We start from the raw sequence: 19,245 nt of genomic DNA, 5'->3' as shown, positions 1-19,245 counted from the left end.
CTGGTGAAACTGCAAAGGCAGTTAGCCCATAAAGAGAAAAGAAGTCAAAATTACTGCAAAACAAAGAAAAAGATAGCATTATGCCATGAAAAAATAACAAATACCAGAAAAGATTATCTGCACAAGATGTCCCATGAGATTATCAGCGAAAACCAAGTGATAGTTTCGGAAGATTTGCAGATAAAAAACATGGTAAAAAATCACCGTTTGGCAAAGTCTATAAGTGATGTATCATGGTATGAGCTGACAAGACAGTTAGAATATAAGGCAAAGTGGAATGGCAGGAAATATGTCAAAATAGATAGATTCTATGCCAGTAGTCAGCTGTGTTCAGTCTGTGGATACCAAAATACAGAGACAAAAAATCTATCAGTAAGGGAATGGACATGTCCTGTCTGTGGAACAAATCATGACAGGGATATCAACGCAGCAAAAAATATACTGGAAGAAGGATTAAGACGAATAGCATAAAAGGAATAACAATATAGGGCAGGGACTGCCCGAATGAACGCCTGTGGAGATAGTAGGTTGCGAGGTCTGCGAAGCAGGAAGCCCATTGGCTTTAGACAATGGGTAGTTCACGATATCCTTGCCAATACGATCAGCAAAAAGATCCGTGCCAGGATCCAGGTTCCAACGATGTTTTAACGTACGGGCTTCATGCATGGAAGGAAAACGGAGAACCCCACCCCGGAATCGAAGAATTCTTCAGATGCAAAGAAAAAAGTATGCTGCGTATCAGGAGGCGATGGTGGAAGAGTATGAATAAATGGGAAAAGTTTGAACAGGACTGTGTGGAATTTTTGAACAAAACATATGGCGTGTATGCCAGATTTACGCACAAAGGCGGAGCAGATTCTGCCGTTCCGGATATTTTGGTGGAGACACGACAAGGTTTTTGCTTTTATATAGAGGCGAAACATTCCCCGGCACAGTGCGGTCAGTTTGTTTTATTACCGGACATTATGACACAGACATTTCAGTATAGCAAGCAGAATACAGACAGTATTAATTCGTCAGCACAGATGATCATGGAATATATGAATCAGAAATTCGATGACTACAGAAATGCAGGGACAGCAGGAAAAGAAATTATGATGCCGGGCGGTCAGGAGATTTTTGCAGACTGGATTGCAGAACATTATCGAAAAAAAGATGTCCGATTTTTTATCACCAATGGATTTAAAATTATCCCAATCAGGCAATTTCGGGAGTGTTTTGAGATCAGTGCCACTTATCGTGTGAAAAGAAGTGGCTCAAGTGACGTTGGGAAAAAACGGATTTCTGTTGTAAAAGATTTTCTTTTCAGACAGGATTATGAAATCCGTAATGTACAGACAGAAGGAAACAAACTGTTTATAACTTCAGATCTGCCATATCATGATCAAAGATTTATTTTAAATGAATATGAATACATGTTTTCCCAACGGGGTGAGCGGTATGAGATCAGAAAGCTTTCCAATACCTATAACGCAAACGTAATTTTTTCTGTTAAGTTAAATGAATATGCTTCGGGTCTTACAGATCAGGAATTTATTACAGCATTGATATGATCAGAAGTCAGGATTCGGAGTCTGGCAGAACCTTTCCAATCTCAATGCCGATCAGCTGCAGCACATCGATCACAACAGAATTTCCGAATTGTTTGTATGCCTGGCTGGAACTTGGGCAGAGCTTGTAAGAATCCGGAAATCCCATGATTCTGGCACATTCCCGGGGATGGAGTTTGCGTGTTCTGCCATGGATCAGGTATCCGCCTGTCTTGGCAAAAATACCGCCGCCATAGGCAGATAGGGTGATGGCAATGCCTTTTGTACTGTAGATACGTTCGCCCTGACCACCTTTGTTGACGATGCCGAGCCTTATCGGTTTGTTGCTGTAACTGGTATCGGCAATGCCGTTAAAATAAGTATCCGGTCGACTGATGTACAAATTTTCTACCAGGCTTTCATCTTCCAGAAGAAAATCCTCAACATGTTTTTTGAGTGGAAAAGCCTTTGGAAACGAGAAATCCTTTATCTTCAGATCATTTTGAAAACAGACCATATAGATACGTTCCCGGTTTTGGGGAATTCCGTAATCAACTGCATTCAGGACATCTTTAAAAAAGGTGTATCCAAGTTCCTCAAGAGTGCCTTTTACGACTTCCAGTGTATGTCCGTTATCATGCGAAGCAAAATTCTTTACATTTTCCATAAATACGATTTTTGGATGTTTCTGCCGTATAATCCGGGCAACATCAAAAAAAAGAGTTCCGCGGCTGTCCTCAAATCCACGCTGCTTGCCACTGATAGAGAAAGCCTGGCACGGAAACCCGGCACAGAGGATGTCGTGGTCAGGAATCGTATGTTCATCCACTTTGGTGATGTCCCCTTCCGGGAGGTCACCAAAATTTTCTTTATAGACATTCTGTACCGGTTTGTCCCACTCATTGGAATATACGCACGTTGCCCCAAGAGATTCCAGGGCGAGCCGGAAGCCGCCAAGGCCGGCAAAGAGGTCGATGAAAGTCATTCCTGTCAAAGTTTTTTCTGTGATCGTGATCATAAAATGTCTCCTGAAATGTTGTTACTCTATATCAGATGTGATGTAACTTCTGCCTGTATAAGCAAAAAAGCTGTATCAGTGACGAGATTCAATATCCTGTCTAATATAGCTTTTGAGGGGCTGTAGATGTGTAACGATTATAACACAGGGAGAGAGAATGTCAAATGTTATGTTACTAAAACATTGCATATTGAATAATGATCGATTCTTTTTGAAATTAAAGAGATAATTAAGAGCGTGTAATATATTATATACAAAAAACAGATTTTGATAATGGAAAATGTATATGAAAAAAATAAACCATTTTCTTAAAAAAATCTATTGTCAAATACCTCAAAAAGTTGTAAAGTTGTTGCTGGAATAAAATAACATCAAAAACGGTCAAATATTATGAAAAATATGACGGAATTTGAACGCAGAGAAGCGGATTGTGAATGTCCACTTTACTGACGATGAATTTTCGGATAAACAGCGGACATACTACAGGAGGTGAGGACATGAGGCTGTCAGTTGGCAAAAGAGTGATACCGGTTTTTGTGGTTGTAGCAGTTTTGATTTTTTCGACGATCGGGCTGGCACATATGAAAACAGAGTTGATTCAGCAGCAGAGGGTATCTGTCCAGACAGCCACATGTCTTATGAAGATGTCTCTTGTAAGAGCACAGGAGTCTGCAGAAATAGACGAAGTACATACAAGGCGGATCAGTCGCCTTATTTTTCTGGAGCGGAGCAGAGAGTTTCGGGATGGCAATATGCGTCTGCATATGCTGTTTTTCCTGTCAGCGATCTGGTGCGGCTGCTTCTGCTTTTTTGAACGAAATGTAAGAAGCATACATGAGCACTGTTCCAGAAAGCGAAATCTCGTGATTTCCTATATTCACAGTCAGGATGGGCAAAAGCACAGGAGACTGGCTTTTAGCATCTGATACAAACGAAAGATGATATCTGCAAAGCTTTTGGTGCGGATATCGATTATGTGAAAAAAGGAGAACACAAATGTTAGCACAAGTATTAGCAATCATCATTTTCCTTGCCATGTTCCTGCTGATCATTCTGGAGATCTGGGAAAGGCAGTGGATCACGCTGGCGTGCGGTCTTCTGACCCTGCTTCTGGTCTTTGGGCTTGGTATGCACAGCATGGGGGCGATCATGCGTACCCTGAATTTACAGAGTTTCTTTACAACCGGATTCTGGTATGCAGCAGGTGAATCCAGCGAGGCTTCTTCCGGTATCAACTGGCAGACGATCATTTTTATCGCCGGCATGATGATCATGGTAGAAGGTATGGCAAAAGTCGGTTTCTTCCGCTGGCTCTGCATGGAAATCGCAAAGATGGTAAAATATCAGGTTATTCCGATCTTTATGACGTTTATGCTGCTGTCTTTCGTACTGGCTATGTTCATCGACAGTATCACCGTTATCCTGTTTCTGGCAGCAGTTACGATCGAACTGTCACAGCTTCTGGAGTTTGATCCGGTTCCGATGATCTTATCGGAAATTTTCTGTGCCAATCTCGGAGGATCGGCAACGATGTGCGGAGATCCGCCAAACATTATCATCGGTACATCCCTGGGATATTCTTTCACCGACTTCATTACCAATACTGGTCTGATGGCAGTCGTATCCCTGGTATTTGTCGTTATCTATTTTTACTTTGCATTTAGAAAAGAACTGAAAAAGAGCGGGGCAAATAAAAAAGATCATGCTTCTTATCCAGATCCGAAGGAAGCAATCACAGACAAACGTGGATTTATCGCAAGCTGTATTATTTTCCTGTGTGCTGTTGTGCTTCTGGTATCACATGCACAGACGGGGCTGACTGTATCGACGATCGGTGTTGCTATTGCAATCGTAACCTTGATCGTGGCAGGAAAAGATGCACTGGAACTTCTGAAAAAAGTAGATTACAAAACACTGCTGTTCTTTGTCGGACTGTTTGTTGTCGTAAGTGGTCTGGAGGAAACCGGTGTTCTGGAAATTCTGGCAGGCTTTATCGGATCTGTCAGTGGCGGAAATATTGCTGTTATGATTGCTATTATCATTATCGTATCTGCAGTGGCAAGTGCCTTTATCGATAACATTCCGTTTGCGGCAACCATGATCCCGGTTATCACGGATCTGGCATCCGATGTTGCAGGCGTGAACTTAAGTGTTCTTGCATGGGCACTGGCGATCGGTACCGATATCGGAGGAAGTGCAACACCGATCGGTGCATCGGCGAACGTTGTAGGTATCGCAACCGCAGCACGTGAAGGTCATATTATTAAATGGGGAAAGTATTGCAAATATATGGCTCCTGCTACTATAATAGTAGTAGCAATATCTCTGGTGATGATCTACGTCAGATATTTATGATGCCAGGGTCAGAAGCCAAAAAACACGATGTGCTTGCACAGGAGTTTTTTAATGGCATCATTTGGCTTTAACATTATACCTATAAAAGGGGGCTGACCAAAATGGAAAAACAATTAATTATTTCGGTAGGACGTGAGTTCGGAAGTGGCGGTCATGAAGTCGCACAGAAACTTGCTGATGATTATGGCATTGCACTGTATGACCATGACCTGTTAAAAGAGATCGCAACAAAGAAAAATTTAAAAAGTGAAGATCTCGAAGCATATGATGAACTGAAATGGAACCGCTTTCTGTATCGTACTGTTCGCGGACTGAACAGTTCACCGGAGCAGAACGTTGCAAACCTGCAGTTTGATTTCCTGAAAGAAAAAGCAAAATCAGGAGAGTCTTTTGTGGTAGTCGGACGTTGTTCCGAGACAATCCTTCGTGAGTACGAAAGCATGGTATCCATTTTTATCCGTGGTGACAAGCCACAGAAGGCAGAGCGTATTATGAAATATTATAATATGAACGAAAAGGATGCTCTGGGCTTCATGAAAGAAAAAGATAAAAGAAGAAAACAGTATCACAACCGTTACTGCCCGATCGCCTGGGGAGATTCCAGAAACTATGATCTGGTGGTAAACAGCAGCCGTGTCGGTGTGGACGGATGCGTGGAACAGGTAAAACATTACATCGACTTAGTAAGAAAATATCACAAATAATGGATTGAGCCTTGCAACTTCTCTGCAATCTATGATATGATTTACTCTAGTAGTGTGAAAATTAATGAAACAACAGGAGGGAAATTATGTTATCATTTTTCAAGAAAAAAGCTGCAAAATCAGAAGAAGCTGCAAATGGCAAAACTATGAAAGCATACCTGACCGGAAAAGTAATTCCGATTGAGGAAGTAAACGATGGTGTTTTCTCAGCAAAGATCATGGGTGACGGTATTGCGATCATCCCGGAAAACGAAGTTCTGACTGCTCCGGCTGACGGTGAAATCACCGTTGTTATGGACGGATCTTTCCATGCAGTAGGTATGAGACTGGACAATGGAGTAGAACTACTGCTTCACATCGGTGTAGATACGGTAGGCATGAACGGAGAAGGCTTCAAACCATATGTAACCGTGGGTGATAAAGTAAAAACAGGTGACAACCTGATCGGTTTCAGCAAATCTGCAATCGCAGCACATGGTCTGCGTGACGTGACAATGCTGATCGTTACCAACGGCGATGAGTGCCCACCGGTAAAACTGATGTCCGGTATGGATGCAGTTGCAGGTGAGACCGTAGTAGCAGAGATGTAATCCGGAACACCATTACACGAAAACATAATATGATGCCAGGGTCAAAAGCCTGAAACCACGATGTGCTTGCACAAGAGTGGTTTTATGGCTTAATGACCCGCCCCGATATGAGCATAAAAGTGGGATGATAATCCCACGATATGCGAATACTGGGGTGCTATGTGCCAGTGGCACATGTTTAGCACCGACCGAAGCGGAGCGTAGAAAGGATTGTGGGAGTGCAACGCACGGAACAATCCGTAGGCATCATAGTTGGGGACTTTTGACACCCACATCATAATATTTCTTATAAAAAACTTCAGACAGAGTGAAACCTCACTCTGTCTGAAGTTTTTTTAGTCTCCAGAACGGTGACTGTTTTATTATTAGTGATGTCTTCACCAGCGACACCGCCGTGCCCACGAAACGTTTTCTGCTTTCAGGTATTGGGTGGCTTTGTATCCCCTGGCAATGTGCAAAATGAACAATTCTCAAGCAGACACTTTTACGTGTCCTGCGGGGAATTTGTTCATTTGCACATTAAGCCTGCAAATAAAAAGTCAAGGCTAAATTGAAGAACATTGAAAATTTTATACAGGTTGAAAATTAGGTATCAAAATAAGACCACCACACCAGTGCTGGTCTGAAAATATTAGTGGATAATTAAGATTCTGGAAGAGATGAAAGATATTCTTTCACTCGTCCGTAGTAGATTCTTAGAAACTTGTTGGCACCTGCAGTCATATAGACATAGTAAGGCTTGCCTTGAGCACGTTTCTTATCTAAGAACTGATAAACAGGATCATCTTGAGGATGCGTTTTAATTAGGACATCCATTACCTGAAATAAAGTCTTTCTTAGATCAGCGGAACCTCGTTTTGAGGTAGGAACACTTTTTTGTTCATAGGTTCCAGATTCATTAACACCGGGATCTACACCGGCAAATGCAGTAATAGCACTTTTGTGAGTGAAACGGGAAACATCTCCGATCTCAGCCATCAACTGAGGACCAAGTGAAGTTCCAACCCCTTTCATAGCCATAACGACAGGATATTCCGGGAGTTTGGATGCAGTTTCATTCATGAGAGTGCGTAGTGACTCAACAGTTGTAGAGGCACTATTAAGCTGGTCTACAGCCTGCTTGATAATAAGCTTTGTAATGGCATCCTTTGGAAGTACAGGAACAAGTTCCTTTGCTTTTCCATAGATTTCTTCAGCTTTTGACTGACTGAAGTTGTACTTCTTGCGTTTGCACCAGTTTTGATAATGGTCGATAAAGGCATTCAGGGACATTTTACGGACACAGTCCACATGCCAGTATGTAGATGCAAAATCAACCCATTTCTGGCTGCCGTCACTGCGTGCAGGACTGTCAAAGTAAGTATTAACACCAGGATAGGTTTGGTCAAGGATGCCGATAAGATTATTTTTCATAGCCGTCTTGTGCTTCATGTAAAAGCCGAACTGACGGTTCATGGTTTTGAGCTGATTGCGTAATTCATCCATAACATTATACTGTTTAAGATTTTGCCATTTGTCAAGAGTATATCGGGCAATCTTAACAGCATCTGCTTTATCAGATTTCACTTTACGAAGAGAATCATTATCAAAGTCTTTGATAAGTTTTGGGTTAATGGCACTGACGAAAAGATTTGCCTCTGAAAGCTGATGAGCGAGGACTTCATAATAACGTCCTGTGTGCTCCATCACGATTCGGGACTCACCTTCAACAGAGTTGATGAGTTCTACAAGTGAATTGATATCACTGGCTGTGTGTTTGATTTCGAAAGGTGCGGAAACAATTTCACCGAAAGGTCGCATGATAGCAACCATACTCTTACCTTTTGAAACATCGATACCTACTGCGTTCATAAATTGTCACTCCTTAAGATTATTGCAATGGATAAGTACCAGTTTTACTCATTGCCTATTCAATCTACTGTGGTGTGACACGAATGCACCTATGGCGATTCAACCTGCATAAAACGAACGCTGCGAATGAGGAGCTGGTTATCAGTCTTAATTGCGGACGCGATGTCCAAGAAAAGGGACGATATACCAATTGCTCCATCATTATACAGCTTAAGCAACAAGATGGATAATTCCTTACTGGCTGTAAGGGATATTAACCATAAATATATTGTAGTAGAAAGAATACAAACATCTCCCCCACCCTGAAACCAGAAAACCAGGGCACACTTTCTTCACAAAATCACCTCAGACTCATCACATATTTACAACATTTCAAACACAAATCGCAGATATACTGTTAGACATAAAGAACAAGAACAACAAAGAATAATAAACATCAGGTTTCCGAAAAGGAAAACCGGATGAGCAAATACAGGAGGTAGTCATTATGTCAGATATGTATAACTTCGATAACAACAATTACAACAACGAGAATCACGATGGATTCAATCACTATGAATTTGATGAAAACAACAGCAACACACCGAACCACAAAAAACCAAATGCAAAGATGGTAAAATTTGCAAAGAAAGTCGGAGCCATTGCATTAAGTGCCGTTCTCTTCGGAGGCGTTGCAGCAGGATCTTATCAGGGAGTAAATGCTCTGTTCGGAACTTCCACACAGACAGAGGCACAGGCAACGACATCAACAAAGAGCAGTCTTCTGAAAACAACTTCCAGCACAACTTCAAAGGGTACGATGGATGTGACTGACATTGTAAAATCCGCAATGCCTTCTATCGTTTCCATCACAAGCAAATCAGTTCAGGAAGTGGAAAATTATTTCGGAATGTTCGGCGGACGTAATTCTATTCAGCAGCAGGAAGTCGAAAGTGCCGGTTCCGGTATCATCATCGGAAAGAATGACAGCGAACTGCTGATCGCCACCAACAATCATGTCATTGATGGTGCAGAGACAGTTTCGGTATCCTTTGTAGATAATGAAACTTATGAGGCAACGATCAAAGGAACCGATTCTGATAAAGACCTTGCAGTTGTAGCCGTTCCGCTTTCCAGCATCTCAAGCGATACGATGTCGAAGATTTCTGTGGCAACGATCGGTGATTCTTCCAAACTGGAAGTTGGCGAACAGGTTGTAGCCATCGGTAATGCACTTGGATATGGACAGTCCGTTACAACCGGTATTGTAAGTGCTACAAACCGTACACTGGATTCGGAAGACAGCAGTGAAGCAAGCTATGACGGTATCAGCCTGATCCAGACCGATGCAGCCATCAACCCTGGCAACAGCGGCGGTGCTCTGCTGAACATGAACGGCGAAGTTATCGGTATCAACTCCGCCAAACTGGCTTCCACAGAAGTAGAAGGTATGGGTTATGCAATTTCTATGAACGATGCATATGATACGATTGAAGAGCTGATGAATGAGACGACAAGAACAAAAGTCTCCGATGATGAGAAAGCAAGCCTTGGCATCTCCGGTACCGGTGTAAGTGATGAGGCAGCAGAAGCTTATGGCATTCCGTCCGGTGTCTTTGTGTCACAGGTAACCGAAGGCGGGGCAGCAGAGCAGGCAGGTATCACAGCAAACTCGATCATTACTGCATTTGACGGCAAATCCGTCAGCGATATCAGCGAACTGAAAAGTCGTCTGGAATACTATAAAGCAGGCGAAGAAGTAGAAGTAACCTTACAGGTACCGGATGGCAATGGTTATACGGAAAAAAACGTTACCGTCACCCTCGGAAAAGCGGACAGCAGCACAAGCGGAAGCAGCCAGCAGTCCGGCAGTGACGAAAGTCAGGATCAGAACCAGGGACAGGATCCGTATAATTACGGCGGTTCTGATGACAATTCTGGAAACTATTTCCGTTTCTCAAACAGCCAGAAAAGCTTTTGAACAGAAAAAATATCTTAAAAATTTTCATACAGCCAAACTACAGATACAAAGTTTGCCCCTGACATTTTACAACGACCCTTTACAGTACGGCTTTTCAAATGCTATACTGTAGAGGGTTTTTTGACGAAAAGAAACATAGATGAGGAGTATACTTATGAAGAAAAGATTTGCGATCATTCTGACAGCGGCAACTCTTTCCATGACCGGATGCAGTCTGCTTGGGCAGGATACTTACTATATAGATCAGGGAATGGAACAGATAAACAGCGGCAATTATGAGGAGGCACTGACCAGCTTTTCTTCCGCAGAGCAGGAAGGGAAGCATCTCGTGGAGAGTTACCGCGGCAGCGGCATGGCGTATATGGCACTTGGAGAATACGACAAGGCGGTAGAGGCGTTTGACCGTGCAGTGGATCTGACAAAAGAGAAGCAGAAAGATGTGAGGAAAGATATTCTGATGTACAAGGCAACAGCACTGTATCAGTCCGGCGATTACGAGGGGGCAGCCAAAGTCTGCGATACGATCCAGACTTTCGGGGACAGTGCAGATGCTTATTATCTTCAGGGACTGTGCTATATGGAGCTGGATGAGAAGGATAAAGCAGGTGTGGACTTTACGACTGCGGTCAAATTATCTCCGCAGGACTACGATCTGCTTCTGAATATTTATGAATGTTATGATGACAAGAATCTTTCCGCAGAGGGGGATGCTTATCTTCAGCAGGCTCTGGCGATCAACAGCGATGATTCTGAAGATATTTACCAGAAAGCGAGAATTTATTATTTTCTTGGCGATTATGACGATGCAAAGACAGAGCTGAATAAAATGGCAGACAGCATGGATGAGCGTTCGACCATGCTTCTGTGCAGAACTTATATGAAGCAGGATGACACCGCACACGCAAGGCAGCTTTATCAGCAGTACATGGACAAATACGGTGAGACACCGGAGGCATACAATGGCATGGTACTGTGTGATATTGCGGATGAAAATTATGACAGTGCCTTGGAAAACATCACAAAAGGCCTGGCACTTTCAAACGACAAAGGAAAACAGGATCTGTATTTTAACGAGATTGTTGTCTATGAAAAGAAGCTGGATTTTGCGACCGCAAAAGAAAAAGCAGCAGAATATGTGAAAAATTATCCTGCGGACGAGGCGGGTATCCGGGAAAATAATTTCCTGAAGACCAGATAATTATGCAGAAGGAGGATCATTTATGCAGCCATATGATATGAAAGAACTGGAAGAGAGGGTGATCCTGGTCGGCGTTCAGGAGAGTTTTTCGGAAGATGTGGAAGAATCTCTGGATGAACTTGCAGAGCTTTGTGAGACAGCCGGGGCACTGGTGGTCGGAAGGGTGATCCAGAATCGTGAAAAGATCCACCCGGGCACCTATGTCGGAAAAGGAAAGATCGAGGAGATCGCCCTTCTGATGGAGGAACTGGGAGCGACCGGCATTGTCTGCGATGACGAGCTTTCTCCGGCACAGCTTAATAATCTGGAGAAAGAGCTGGACTGCAAAGTCATGGACCGTACGCTGATCATTCTGGATATTTTTGCGGCGAGAGCCAACACAAGCGAGGGAAATATCCAGGTTGAGCTTGCACAGCTGCGTTACCGTGCGGCAAGGCTGGTCGGACTTCGCAATTCGCTCTCCAGACTCGGAGGCGGTATCGGTACGAGAGGACCGGGTGAGAAAAAGCTGGAGATGGACAGACGACTGATCCATGCCCGCATTTCACAGCTCAAGGCAGAGCTTGCACAGGTGCAGAAGCACCGTGAACTGATAAGGAGCAAACGAAAAAAAGACCAGATGGTGGTTGCGGCGATCGTCGGTTATACCAATGCTGGCAAGTCCACGTTGCTCAACACACTGACAGATGCCGGTGTTCTGGAGGAAGATAAGCTCTTTGCAACCCTTGATCCGACGACACGCCTTCTGGAACTGCCGGGCGGTCAGAATATTCTTCTGACGGATACGGTCGGGTTTATCCGCAAACTGCCGCATCATCTGATCGAGGCCTTTAAGAGCACGCTGGAAGAGGCAAAGTATGCGGACATCATCATCCATGTGGTGGATGCGTCCAATCCGCAGAAGGAAAAACAGATGCATGTTGTTTATGAGACATTAAAAGATCTCGGTGTGAAGGATCAGCCGATCCTGACGCTGTTCAACAAGCAGGACCGTATTGAAAATCCGGAAATTTTAAAAGACATGAAAGCGGACAAAACTTTAAAAATTTCCGCAAAAACAGGGCAGGGGCTTGATGATCTGAAGGACGAGCTGGAGAAGATATTGCGTGCCAGAAGTATCCTTTTAGAGCGTGTTTTTCCGTATGAAAAGGCCGGTCTGATCCAGATTGTGCGGGCAAAAGGACAGCTTCTGGAAGAGGAGTACAGGGGCGACGGAATCTACGTAAAAGCCTTTGTTCCGGCGGAGATTTACGGCAAAGTTGCATATTAAAAAGTCAGAAATCACACAAACAAAATACTATATCTTGTATGTATTTTTAAAATACAATCCAAGATATAGTATTTTTTGCATTGACTCGCAAACGATAATCTGCTAGAATAAGTTCCTGACAGCATCTGCCGGGAGGCGGATGCGAAAGACGATAATCATGCGGAAGGAGCAGATAATATATATGTTTAAGGTAGTAAAAAGGGACGGCGAAGTCGCAGACTTTGACCTTCAGAAAATCGGGTGCGCTATTGAGAAAGCATTTGATGCGACACAGATGCAGTATAACAAAGACATGGTAGATCTGCTGAATTTGCGAGTGACTGCTGATTTCCAGAAAAAGATTAAAGACGACAAGATCGATGTGGAGAGCATTCAGGACAGCGTGGAGAATGTACTGGTTCAGGCCGGCTATGCAGATGTGGCAAAGGCGTACATTCTGTACCGTAAGCAGAGAGAAAAAATCCGCAATATGAAATCTACGATCCTGGACTACAAAGAGATCGTGGACAGTTATGTGAAAGTAGAAGACTGGCGTGTAAAAGAAAATTCTACGGTTACTTATTCCGTAGGCGGTCTGATCCTGAGCAACTCGGGAGCGGTTACGGCAAACTACTGGCTGTCTGAGATTTACGATGATGAGGTCGCTCATGCACACCGGAATGCCGATATCCATATCCATGATCTGTCGATGCTGACCGGATACTGTGCAGGCTGGTCTTTGAAACAGCTGATCACAGAGGGACTTGGCGGCATTGAGGGCAAGATCACATCGGCACCGGCCAAACATCTGTCCGTACTTTGCAATCAGATGGTCAATTTCCTCGGCATCATGCAGAATGAATGGGCAGGAGCACAGGCATTTTCTTCTTTTGACACGTATCTGGCACCGTTTGTCAAAGTGGACAATCTGGACTATCCGGAAGTCAAGAAATGCATCGAATCTTTTGTATACGGCGTAAATACACCGAGCCGCTGGGGGACGCAGGCACCATTCTCCAACATCACACTGGACTGGACGGTTCCGGCTGACCTTGCCGAGCTTCCGGCAATCGTGGGCGGCAAGCCGCAGGACTTCTGCTATAAAGACTGCAAAAAAGAGATGGATATGATCAACCGTGCCTTTATTGAGACGATGATCGAGGGCGATGCAAACGGACGCGGTTTCCAGTATCCGATCCCGACTTACTCGATCACAAAGGATTTCGACTGGTCCGATACACAGAACAACCGCCTGTTATTTGAGATGACATCCAAATACGGTACACCGTATTTTTCAAACTATATCAACAGCGATATGGAGCCGAGCGATGTACGAAGCATGTGCTGTCGTCTGCGTCTGGATCTGCGTGAACTGCGTAAGAAGAGCGGCGGATTCTTCGGTTCCGGAGAGAGTACCGGAAGTGTGGGCGTTGTGACGATCAACCTTCCGAGAATCGCTTACCTGTCCGAGACAAAAGAGGATTTCTATAAGAGACTGGATCGTATGATGGATATTTCCGCCCGTTCCCTGAAGATCAAACGAGATGTGATCTCCAAACTGCTGGACGAAGGACTGTATCCTTATACAAAACGTTACCTCGGAACTTTTGCAAATCATTTTTCCACGATCGGTATGATCGGTATGAACGAAGTCGGACTCAATGCAAAATGGCTTCGCAAAGACCTTACTCATGTGGAGACGCAGGATTTTGCAAAAGAAGTGCTGAACCATATGCGTGACAGACTGGTGATGTACCAGGAAGAGTACGGAGATCTCTACAACCTGGAGGCAACACCGGCAGAGTCCACGACCTACCGTCTGGCAAAACACGACAAAGAGCAGTATCCGGATATCATCACAGCCGGCGAGCCGGGTGATACACCGTACTACACAAACAGCTCCCATCTTCCGGTTGGCTATACGGCGGACATTTTCGATGCACTGGATATTCAGGACGGACTTCAGACTCTTTATACCTCCGGAACGGTATTCCATGCATTCTTAGGTGAGAAGCTGCCGAACTGGAAAGCCGCCGCAGCACTGGTACGCAAGATCGCAGAAAATTACAGCCTGCCGTACTACACACTATCACCGACCTACTCTGTCTGTAAAGAACACGGCTACCTTGCAGGCGAGCATTTCACCTGCCCGATCTGCGGTAAGAAATCCGAAGTTTACAGCAGGATCACCGGTTACTACCGTCCGGTTCAGAACTGGAATGACGGCAAGACACAGGAGTACAAAAACCGTAAACTTTATGATGTAGAGCATTCCTGTATGAAAAAAGTCAAGACCAGCCTTGTGACTGTACGCAAAGAAGATGTTGAGATCAAGCCGGTGGAGAGCGTGAAATACCTGTTCACGACAAAGACCTGTCCGAACTGCAAGATCGCAAAAGAGATTCTCAAAGGAGAAGATTATCAGATCATCGATGCAGAGGAAAATCAGGATCTTGTAAGAAAATACGGCATCATGCAGGCACCGACACTGGTGGTGACAGACGGCACAAAAGCAAAGAAATACGTGAATGCGTCAAACATCAAGAAATATGTGGCAGATGTAAAACAGACTGTCTGATTGTGAAGTGATTCTTAATTTCAGGACTCGCAGCAAGAATGCCAGAGGCATTCTTGAAAATCAGAAAAAAAGGGAAGCCCGGATTTTAAAGGACTTCCCTGATGTTTGGCATAAAACATAATGAAAAATACCGCTCCTCATTTGTTTATGAATGAGAAGCGGTATTTTTTGGAGAATCTTCAGTTCATCCGATCAATTAGCATTTAACAACGTTAGCTGCCTGCATTCCGCGAGCACCTTCTGTTAAATCATAAGTTACTGCCTGACCTTCGTCAAGAGATTTGAAGCCTTCACCCTGGATAGCGGAAAAATGTACAAATACATCGTTTCCGTCTTCACCTGTGATAAATCCGTAACCTTTTTCAGCGTTGAACCATTTTACTGTACCTTTGTTCATGATGGTACCTCCATTAGATAATAAAATTTTATTGTGGACTTTTGAGTTAAAAAAATCCACCAGTTATTACAGATTATATAGGGGTGAGTATAATCTCTAATAACTAGTGAATTACTTTCATCCAATAAATCCCTCAACGGATATTATAGATTTAACCACCGCAAATGTCAAGAGAATTGTGTATTGTTTTGCACCTGTATATCGGTTATACTGATACTGTTTCCGGGCATGAATCCTGACAAAAAAGGTAGGAAATCCTTTGTCAGGAAGCCACAAAACAGCAAAAAGAAAGGAAGATGAGATGTCAGAAATCATAAAAGCGATCCTGTTCGGAATCGTGGAAGGAATCACAGAATGGCTTCCGGTCAGCAGCACCGGTCATATGATCATTCTCGATGAACTGATCAAACTGAACGTGTCAAAAGAGTTTCTGGAAGTATTTCTGGTAGTGATCCAGCTTGGAGCGATCCTTGCGGTCGTAATGCTCTACTGGAATCAGCTGTTTCCGTTCTCCTTTAAAAAGGGCGAAGACACGATTCGCAAAGACGTATTTTCTATGTGGTTCAAAGTAATCGCAGCCTGCATTCCGGCGGCGGTGGTCGGTATTTTGTTTGACGACCAGATCAACGAGCTTTTTTACAATTACCAGACGGTAGCAACGGCACTGATCGTGTTTGGTATTTTATTTATTGTAATCGAAAATAAAAATCAGACGAAAAAAGCACGCATCACCAGTATTGCCCAGATCACATACCGGGATGCGATGCTGGTCGGACTTTTCCAGCTGATCGCGGCCATTTTTCCGGGAACTTCCAGATCCGGTGCGACCATTCTTGGCGGTATCCTGATCGGACTTTCCAGAACAACCGCAGCAGAGTTTACCTTTTTCCTGGCCGTTCCGGTCATGGCAGGAGCCAGCCTTTTAAAGATCCTGAAATTTGGTCTGGCTTTCTCAGGGGCAGAAATGATGATCCTGCTGGTCGGTATGGCAGTGTCATTTGTTGTATCGGTTCTGGTGATCAAATTTCTGATGAATTACATAAGAAAGCACGATTTCAAGATTTTCGGCTGGTACCGTATCGTACTTGGTATCCTGGTGATTTTGTTTTTTACATTCCGGTAATTCTGCTCTGAGACAGAGACAGGTGGAATTGCAGAAAACAGTTCCGTGGATTTTACGTCCAGACTGTGAAAGTACCTGGAAAAATTACAGACAGAATAACAGAAAGGGGAAATAAGAGAATGAAGATCACACTTCCGGATGATGTGAAACAGATCATCGAAACACTGGAACAACATGGATATGAAGGCTATGCGGTCGGCGGCTGCGTGCGTGATTCGATTCTTGGACGGATACCAAATGACTGGGATATCACGACTTCTGCGACACCGCAGCAAGTCAAGAAACTGTTCCCACGCACGGTCGATACCGGGATCCAGCACGGAACGGTAACCGTTCTGATGGGAAAAGAAGGTTATGAAGTGACGACCTATCGTGTGGATGGAGAATATGAGGATGCAAGACATCCAAAAGAAGTGACTTTTACGGCAAATCTGGAAGAAGACCTGCGTCGCCGTGATTTTACGATCAACGCCATGGCGTATAATGACAGCGAGGGTCTTGTGGACGTGTTCGGCGGAAGAGCGGACATCGAGCAGAAAGTGATCCGCTGCGTCGGCAATGCCGAAGAACGTTTCGGGGAAGATGCACTGCGTATCATGCGTGCTGTCCGTTTTTCGGCACAGCTCGGATTTACGGTCGATCCGGACACGGCAGAAGCGGCGAAAAAGCTGGCGGGGACGCTCTCAAAGATCAGTGCTGAGCGTATCCAGACGGAGCTGGTCAAACTGCTGGTTTCCCCGCATCCGGATTATCTGAGGTATGCCTGGGAGTACGGCATCACGGCAGTTGTTCTGCCGGAGTTTGACCGCACGATGGAGACACCGCAGAATAACCCGCATCACTGCTATAACGTCGGAGAACATACGCTGGAAGCCTTAAGGAACATAGAGGCAGACAAAACGCTGCGTCTGGCGGCATTGTTTCACGATTTCGGCAAGCCGCAGACACATACCACGGACGCAGACGGGATCGACCATTTTCACGGGCATGCAAAGATCAGTGCCGAGCTTGCAAATAATATCATGCATCGTCTTAAATTCGACAACGACACTTTAAATAAAGTCAAAGTTTATGTGCGATACCACGATCTGCGACCGGAACTGACCGAAAAATCGGTGCGAAGAGCAGTGAGCAAAGTCGGGGCAGACGCTTTTGCAGAGGTTCTGAAACTGAAAATGGCAGATACCCTGGCTCAGTCCCCGAAGTGGCAGCCGGAGAAGAAAGCTTATTTAAAAGAGCTGACAGCCCTGTATCACACCATTTTAGAGAAACAGCAGTGCCTTTGCATCAAAGATCTGAAGATCAGCGGAAAAGATCTGATCGAAGACGGCATGAAGCCGGGCAAAGAGATGGGCGAGATCCTTGCAAAGCTGCTGGAGCTGGTATTAGAGGAGCCGCAGCGAAATGAGCGGGAATGGCTGATCGGAAAAAGCAGAGAACTGCGAAATACCGAAGGATAACTTCCCGTATATTTGCCCCCTGCATTTCATAAGATAGAGTAGCTTTAGGTGCCAGAATTGTGAGAGTACGAAGTAAGGAACAATTCGTGTGGCATTTTTGATCTTAATAGCTGGTTTTATTGAGAAGAATTGTGGGGGGATCAAAAGTGAATGAAAAAGATCTGGTGATTTTGGAGCAGTACGACCTGCATGTGCAAAGCACAAGGCGGGGGCGTGGCTCCTTTCTTTGTGATACGGACAGAGGGCTTGTTCAGGTGACTGAATTTTCCGGTTCGCAGGAGCGGCTGTTTTTTCAGAACAGAGTGCTTTTTTTTCTGACAGAAAGAGGGATACGCTGCGATCTGCTCCTGGAAAATACAGAAGGAAATCTGGTCACTTCTGACCGCTACGGCAACGGGTACGTAGTCAAAAAATGGTTTTCCGGGCGGGAGTGTGATACGAAAAGCCGGGAAGATATTGTAGGGGCGGTGCATTATCTTGCAAGGCTGCACAATGTCCTGCGTCTGCCGGAAATACAGGAATTTCAGATGGCGGCGGCACAGACGGATGAGGCAGATCCGGCAGAAGAGAAAAAAGTCAGAAAAAATTTAGAGTATATAGCAGAGCCGCTTGACGAGGAGATCGAGCGGCACACAAAAGAGCTGAAAAAGGTGCGGAATTTCATGCGGACACGAAAGAAAAAGACCGCTTTTGAGAGCCGTTTCCTGGAACTGTATCCGGAATTTATGGCTCAGGCAGAAGAAGTAACCAGACGGGTATGTGTCAGCAGTTCACATGCTCTGCACCGGCAGTGCATACGGGAGCGGCGGGTCTGCCATGGGGATTACAGTCAGCATAACCTGTTTTTTGACCGGGAAGGAGCGGTGGCAGTCAATTTTGCGAGATGCTGTTTTGATGTACAGATCTCCGATTTTTATCAGTTTTTCCGCAAGATCATGGAAAAGCAGGGCTGGAATCAGAAGCTTGGCATGGAGATGATCCATGCATATCAGGAAGTGCGTCCGCTTGGCGATGCAGAATTTGAAAATTTTTGTATAAGACTCGCCTATCCGGAAAAATTCTGGAAGCTTGCCAACCATTATTTCAACAGCCGCAAAACCTGGATACCGGAAAAAAGCCTTCAGAAGCTGGAAATTCTCGATATGCAGGAAAAAAAACGGCGAGAATTTGTAAAGTTTCTGCATTAGAGGTTTCTTTTTAGACCTTTTTATTATATAATATAGCCACCTATTG

The 19,245-nt window shown here is 44.5% G+C and carries 17 protein-coding genes; 13 read left to right on the top strand and 4 right to left on the bottom strand.

Features of this window, described 5'->3' with window-relative positions; all coding sequences use genetic code 11:
• Together ACLTL4_RS04225 and ACLTL4_RS04220 are read left to right on the top strand one after the other, a co-directional pair.
• A partial coding sequence (locus tag ACLTL4_RS04225) for an RNA-guided endonuclease TnpB family protein (protein WP_412320272.1) occupies positions 1-471 on the top strand: 471 nt, incomplete at its 5' end.
• Between the two features lie 290 nt (positions 472-761).
• Positions 762-1,553 (top strand): hypothetical protein, encoded by a 792-nt coding sequence (locus tag ACLTL4_RS04220; RefSeq protein WP_412291199.1) that lies wholly within the window; start codon positions 762-764, stop codon positions 1,551-1,553.
• A 7-nt stretch (positions 1,554-1,560) separates the two neighbouring features.
• Here ACLTL4_RS04220 and ACLTL4_RS04215 read toward each other — a convergent pair whose 3' ends face one another.
• Positions 1,561-2,547: a DNA cytosine methyltransferase gene (locus ACLTL4_RS04215; RefSeq protein WP_412291198.1), complete on the bottom strand. Its 987-nt coding sequence runs from the start codon at positions 2,545-2,547 to the stop codon at positions 1,561-1,563.
• 497 nt (positions 2,548-3,044) lie between these two features.
• On the opposite strand from ACLTL4_RS04215, the gene ACLTL4_RS04210 reads away from it, so the two are divergent.
• The 4 genes from ACLTL4_RS04210 to ACLTL4_RS04195 all read left to right on the top strand — a co-directional run bounded on the left by ACLTL4_RS04210 (position 3,045) and on the right by ACLTL4_RS04195 (position 6,196).
• Positions 3,045-3,473 carry a hypothetical protein gene (locus tag ACLTL4_RS04210; RefSeq protein ID WP_173866127.1) on the top strand — a complete coding sequence of 143 codons (429 nt, stop codon included), beginning with the start codon at positions 3,045-3,047 and terminating at the stop codon, positions 3,471-3,473.
• Positions 3,474-3,543: 70 nt separating this feature from the next.
• Positions 3,544-4,902 (top strand): SLC13 family permease, encoded by a 1,359-nt coding sequence (locus ACLTL4_RS04205; RefSeq protein ID WP_173897596.1) that lies wholly within the window; start codon positions 3,544-3,546, stop codon positions 4,900-4,902.
• Between the two features lie 101 nt (positions 4,903-5,003).
• Positions 5,004-5,606, top strand: a complete 603-nt coding sequence (locus ACLTL4_RS04200; RefSeq protein WP_173866129.1) for an AAA family ATPase — start codon at positions 5,004-5,006, stop codon at positions 5,604-5,606.
• A gap of 86 nt (positions 5,607-5,692) precedes the next feature.
• Positions 5,693-6,196, top strand: a complete 504-nt coding sequence (locus ACLTL4_RS04195; RefSeq protein WP_022117990.1) for a PTS glucose transporter subunit IIA — start codon at positions 5,693-5,695, stop codon at positions 6,194-6,196.
• Positions 6,197-6,285: 89 nt separating this feature from the next.
• On the opposite strand, the gene ACLTL4_RS04190 is transcribed toward ACLTL4_RS04195, so the two are convergent.
• Together ACLTL4_RS04190 and ACLTL4_RS04185 are read right to left on the bottom strand one after the other, a co-directional pair.
• The gene (locus ACLTL4_RS04190; RefSeq protein WP_412291197.1) at positions 6,286-6,474 is read right to left on the bottom strand and encodes a hypothetical protein; all 189 of its coding nucleotides are present in this window, start codon (positions 6,472-6,474) and stop codon (positions 6,286-6,288) included.
• 364 nt (positions 6,475-6,838) lie between these two features.
• Entirely contained in the window at positions 6,839-8,047 is a 1,209-nt protein-coding gene (locus ACLTL4_RS04185; protein WP_412320237.1) for an IS110 family transposase, read from the bottom strand.
• 487 nt (positions 8,048-8,534) lie between these two features.
• Here ACLTL4_RS04185 and ACLTL4_RS04180 point away from each other — a divergent pair, with 487 nt between their 5' ends.
• The 4 genes from ACLTL4_RS04180 to ACLTL4_RS04165 all read left to right on the top strand — a co-directional run bounded on the left by ACLTL4_RS04180 (position 8,535) and on the right by ACLTL4_RS04165 (position 15,032).
• Entirely contained in the window at positions 8,535-10,007 is a 1,473-nt protein-coding gene (locus tag ACLTL4_RS04180) for a S1C family serine protease (RefSeq protein ID WP_173895477.1), read from the top strand.
• 154 nt (positions 10,008-10,161) lie between these two features.
• Positions 10,162-11,205, top strand: coding sequence for a tetratricopeptide repeat protein (locus ACLTL4_RS04175; RefSeq protein WP_412320271.1), 1,044 nt, complete (start codon positions 10,162-10,164; stop codon positions 11,203-11,205).
• 22 nt (positions 11,206-11,227) lie between these two features.
• Positions 11,228-12,475 (top strand): GTPase HflX, encoded by a 1,248-nt coding sequence (gene hflX / locus ACLTL4_RS04170; protein ID WP_147632836.1) that lies wholly within the window; start codon positions 11,228-11,230, stop codon positions 12,473-12,475.
• 181 nt (positions 12,476-12,656) lie between these two features.
• Positions 12,657-15,032, top strand: coding sequence for a ribonucleoside triphosphate reductase (locus ACLTL4_RS04165; protein WP_022117994.1), 2,376 nt, complete (start codon positions 12,657-12,659; stop codon positions 15,030-15,032).
• A 196-nt stretch (positions 15,033-15,228) separates the two neighbouring features.
• Here the strand turns inward: ACLTL4_RS04165 and ACLTL4_RS04160 are convergent, their stop codons facing one another.
• Positions 15,229-15,429 carry a cold-shock protein gene (locus ACLTL4_RS04160; protein ID WP_022117995.1) on the bottom strand — a complete coding sequence of 67 codons (201 nt, stop codon included), beginning with the start codon at positions 15,427-15,429 and terminating at the stop codon, positions 15,229-15,231.
• A gap of 301 nt (positions 15,430-15,730) precedes the next feature.
• On the opposite strand from ACLTL4_RS04160, the gene ACLTL4_RS04155 reads away from it, so the two are divergent.
• The 3 genes from ACLTL4_RS04155 (at position 15,731) to ACLTL4_RS04145 (ending at position 19,199) form a co-directional block, all read left to right on the top strand.
• Complete coding sequence (locus tag ACLTL4_RS04155; RefSeq protein WP_022117996.1) at positions 15,731-16,552, top strand: undecaprenyl-diphosphate phosphatase; 822 nt, start codon at positions 15,731-15,733, stop codon at positions 16,550-16,552.
• 119 nt (positions 16,553-16,671) lie between these two features.
• The gene (locus ACLTL4_RS04150; RefSeq protein ID WP_412320270.1) at positions 16,672-18,012 is read left to right on the top strand and encodes a CCA tRNA nucleotidyltransferase; all 1,341 of its coding nucleotides are present in this window, start codon (positions 16,672-16,674) and stop codon (positions 18,010-18,012) included.
• Between the two features lie 146 nt (positions 18,013-18,158).
• Positions 18,159-19,199, top strand: coding sequence for a phosphotransferase (locus ACLTL4_RS04145; protein WP_412320269.1), 1,041 nt, complete (start codon positions 18,159-18,161; stop codon positions 19,197-19,199).
• The last annotated feature ends 46 nt before the right edge of the window (positions 19,200-19,245 follow it).

The sequence above is a fragment of the Hominisplanchenecus sp. genome (assembly GCF_046967715.1).
Classification (GTDB): Bacteria; Bacillota; Clostridia; order Lachnospirales; family Lachnospiraceae; genus Hominisplanchenecus; species Hominisplanchenecus faecis.
Note: the sequence above shows the minus strand (reverse complement) of the source record. Positions and strands in the feature narration are given on the sequence as shown.

Bases quoted from the DNA above. Each gene is read 5' to 3' on its own strand.
- ACLTL4_RS04220 (WP_412291199.1), top strand. From the start codon at position 762: ATGAATAAATGGGAAAAGTTTGAACAGGACTGTGTGGAATTTTTGAAC.
- ACLTL4_RS04215 (WP_412291198.1), bottom strand. From the start codon at position 2,547: ATGATCACGATCACAGAAAAAACTTTGACAGGAATGACTTTCATCGAC.
- ACLTL4_RS04210 (WP_173866127.1), top strand. From the start codon at position 3,045: ATGAGGCTGTCAGTTGGCAAAAGAGTGATACCGGTTTTTGTGGTTGTA.
- ACLTL4_RS04205 (WP_173897596.1), top strand. From the start codon at position 3,544: ATGTTAGCACAAGTATTAGCAATCATCATTTTCCTTGCCATGTTCCTG.
- ACLTL4_RS04200 (WP_173866129.1), top strand. From the start codon at position 5,004: ATGGAAAAACAATTAATTATTTCGGTAGGACGTGAGTTCGGAAGTGGC.
- ACLTL4_RS04195 (WP_022117990.1), top strand. From the start codon at position 5,693: ATGTTATCATTTTTCAAGAAAAAAGCTGCAAAATCAGAAGAAGCTGCA.
- ACLTL4_RS04190 (WP_412291197.1), bottom strand. From the start codon at position 6,474: ATGATGTGGGTGTCAAAAGTCCCCAACTATGATGCCTACGGATTGTTC.
- ACLTL4_RS04185 (WP_412320237.1), bottom strand. From the start codon at position 8,047: ATGAACGCAGTAGGTATCGATGTTTCAAAAGGTAAGAGTATGGTTGCT.
- ACLTL4_RS04180 (WP_173895477.1), top strand. From the start codon at position 8,535: ATGTCAGATATGTATAACTTCGATAACAACAATTACAACAACGAGAAT.
- ACLTL4_RS04175 (WP_412320271.1), top strand. From the start codon at position 10,162: ATGAAGAAAAGATTTGCGATCATTCTGACAGCGGCAACTCTTTCCATG.
- hflX (WP_147632836.1), top strand. From the start codon at position 11,228: ATGCAGCCATATGATATGAAAGAACTGGAAGAGAGGGTGATCCTGGTC.
- ACLTL4_RS04165 (WP_022117994.1), top strand. From the start codon at position 12,657: ATGTTTAAGGTAGTAAAAAGGGACGGCGAAGTCGCAGACTTTGACCTT.
- ACLTL4_RS04160 (WP_022117995.1), bottom strand. From the start codon at position 15,429: ATGAACAAAGGTACAGTAAAATGGTTCAACGCTGAAAAAGGTTACGGA.
- ACLTL4_RS04155 (WP_022117996.1), top strand. From the start codon at position 15,731: ATGTCAGAAATCATAAAAGCGATCCTGTTCGGAATCGTGGAAGGAATC.
- ACLTL4_RS04150 (WP_412320270.1), top strand. From the start codon at position 16,672: ATGAAGATCACACTTCCGGATGATGTGAAACAGATCATCGAAACACTG.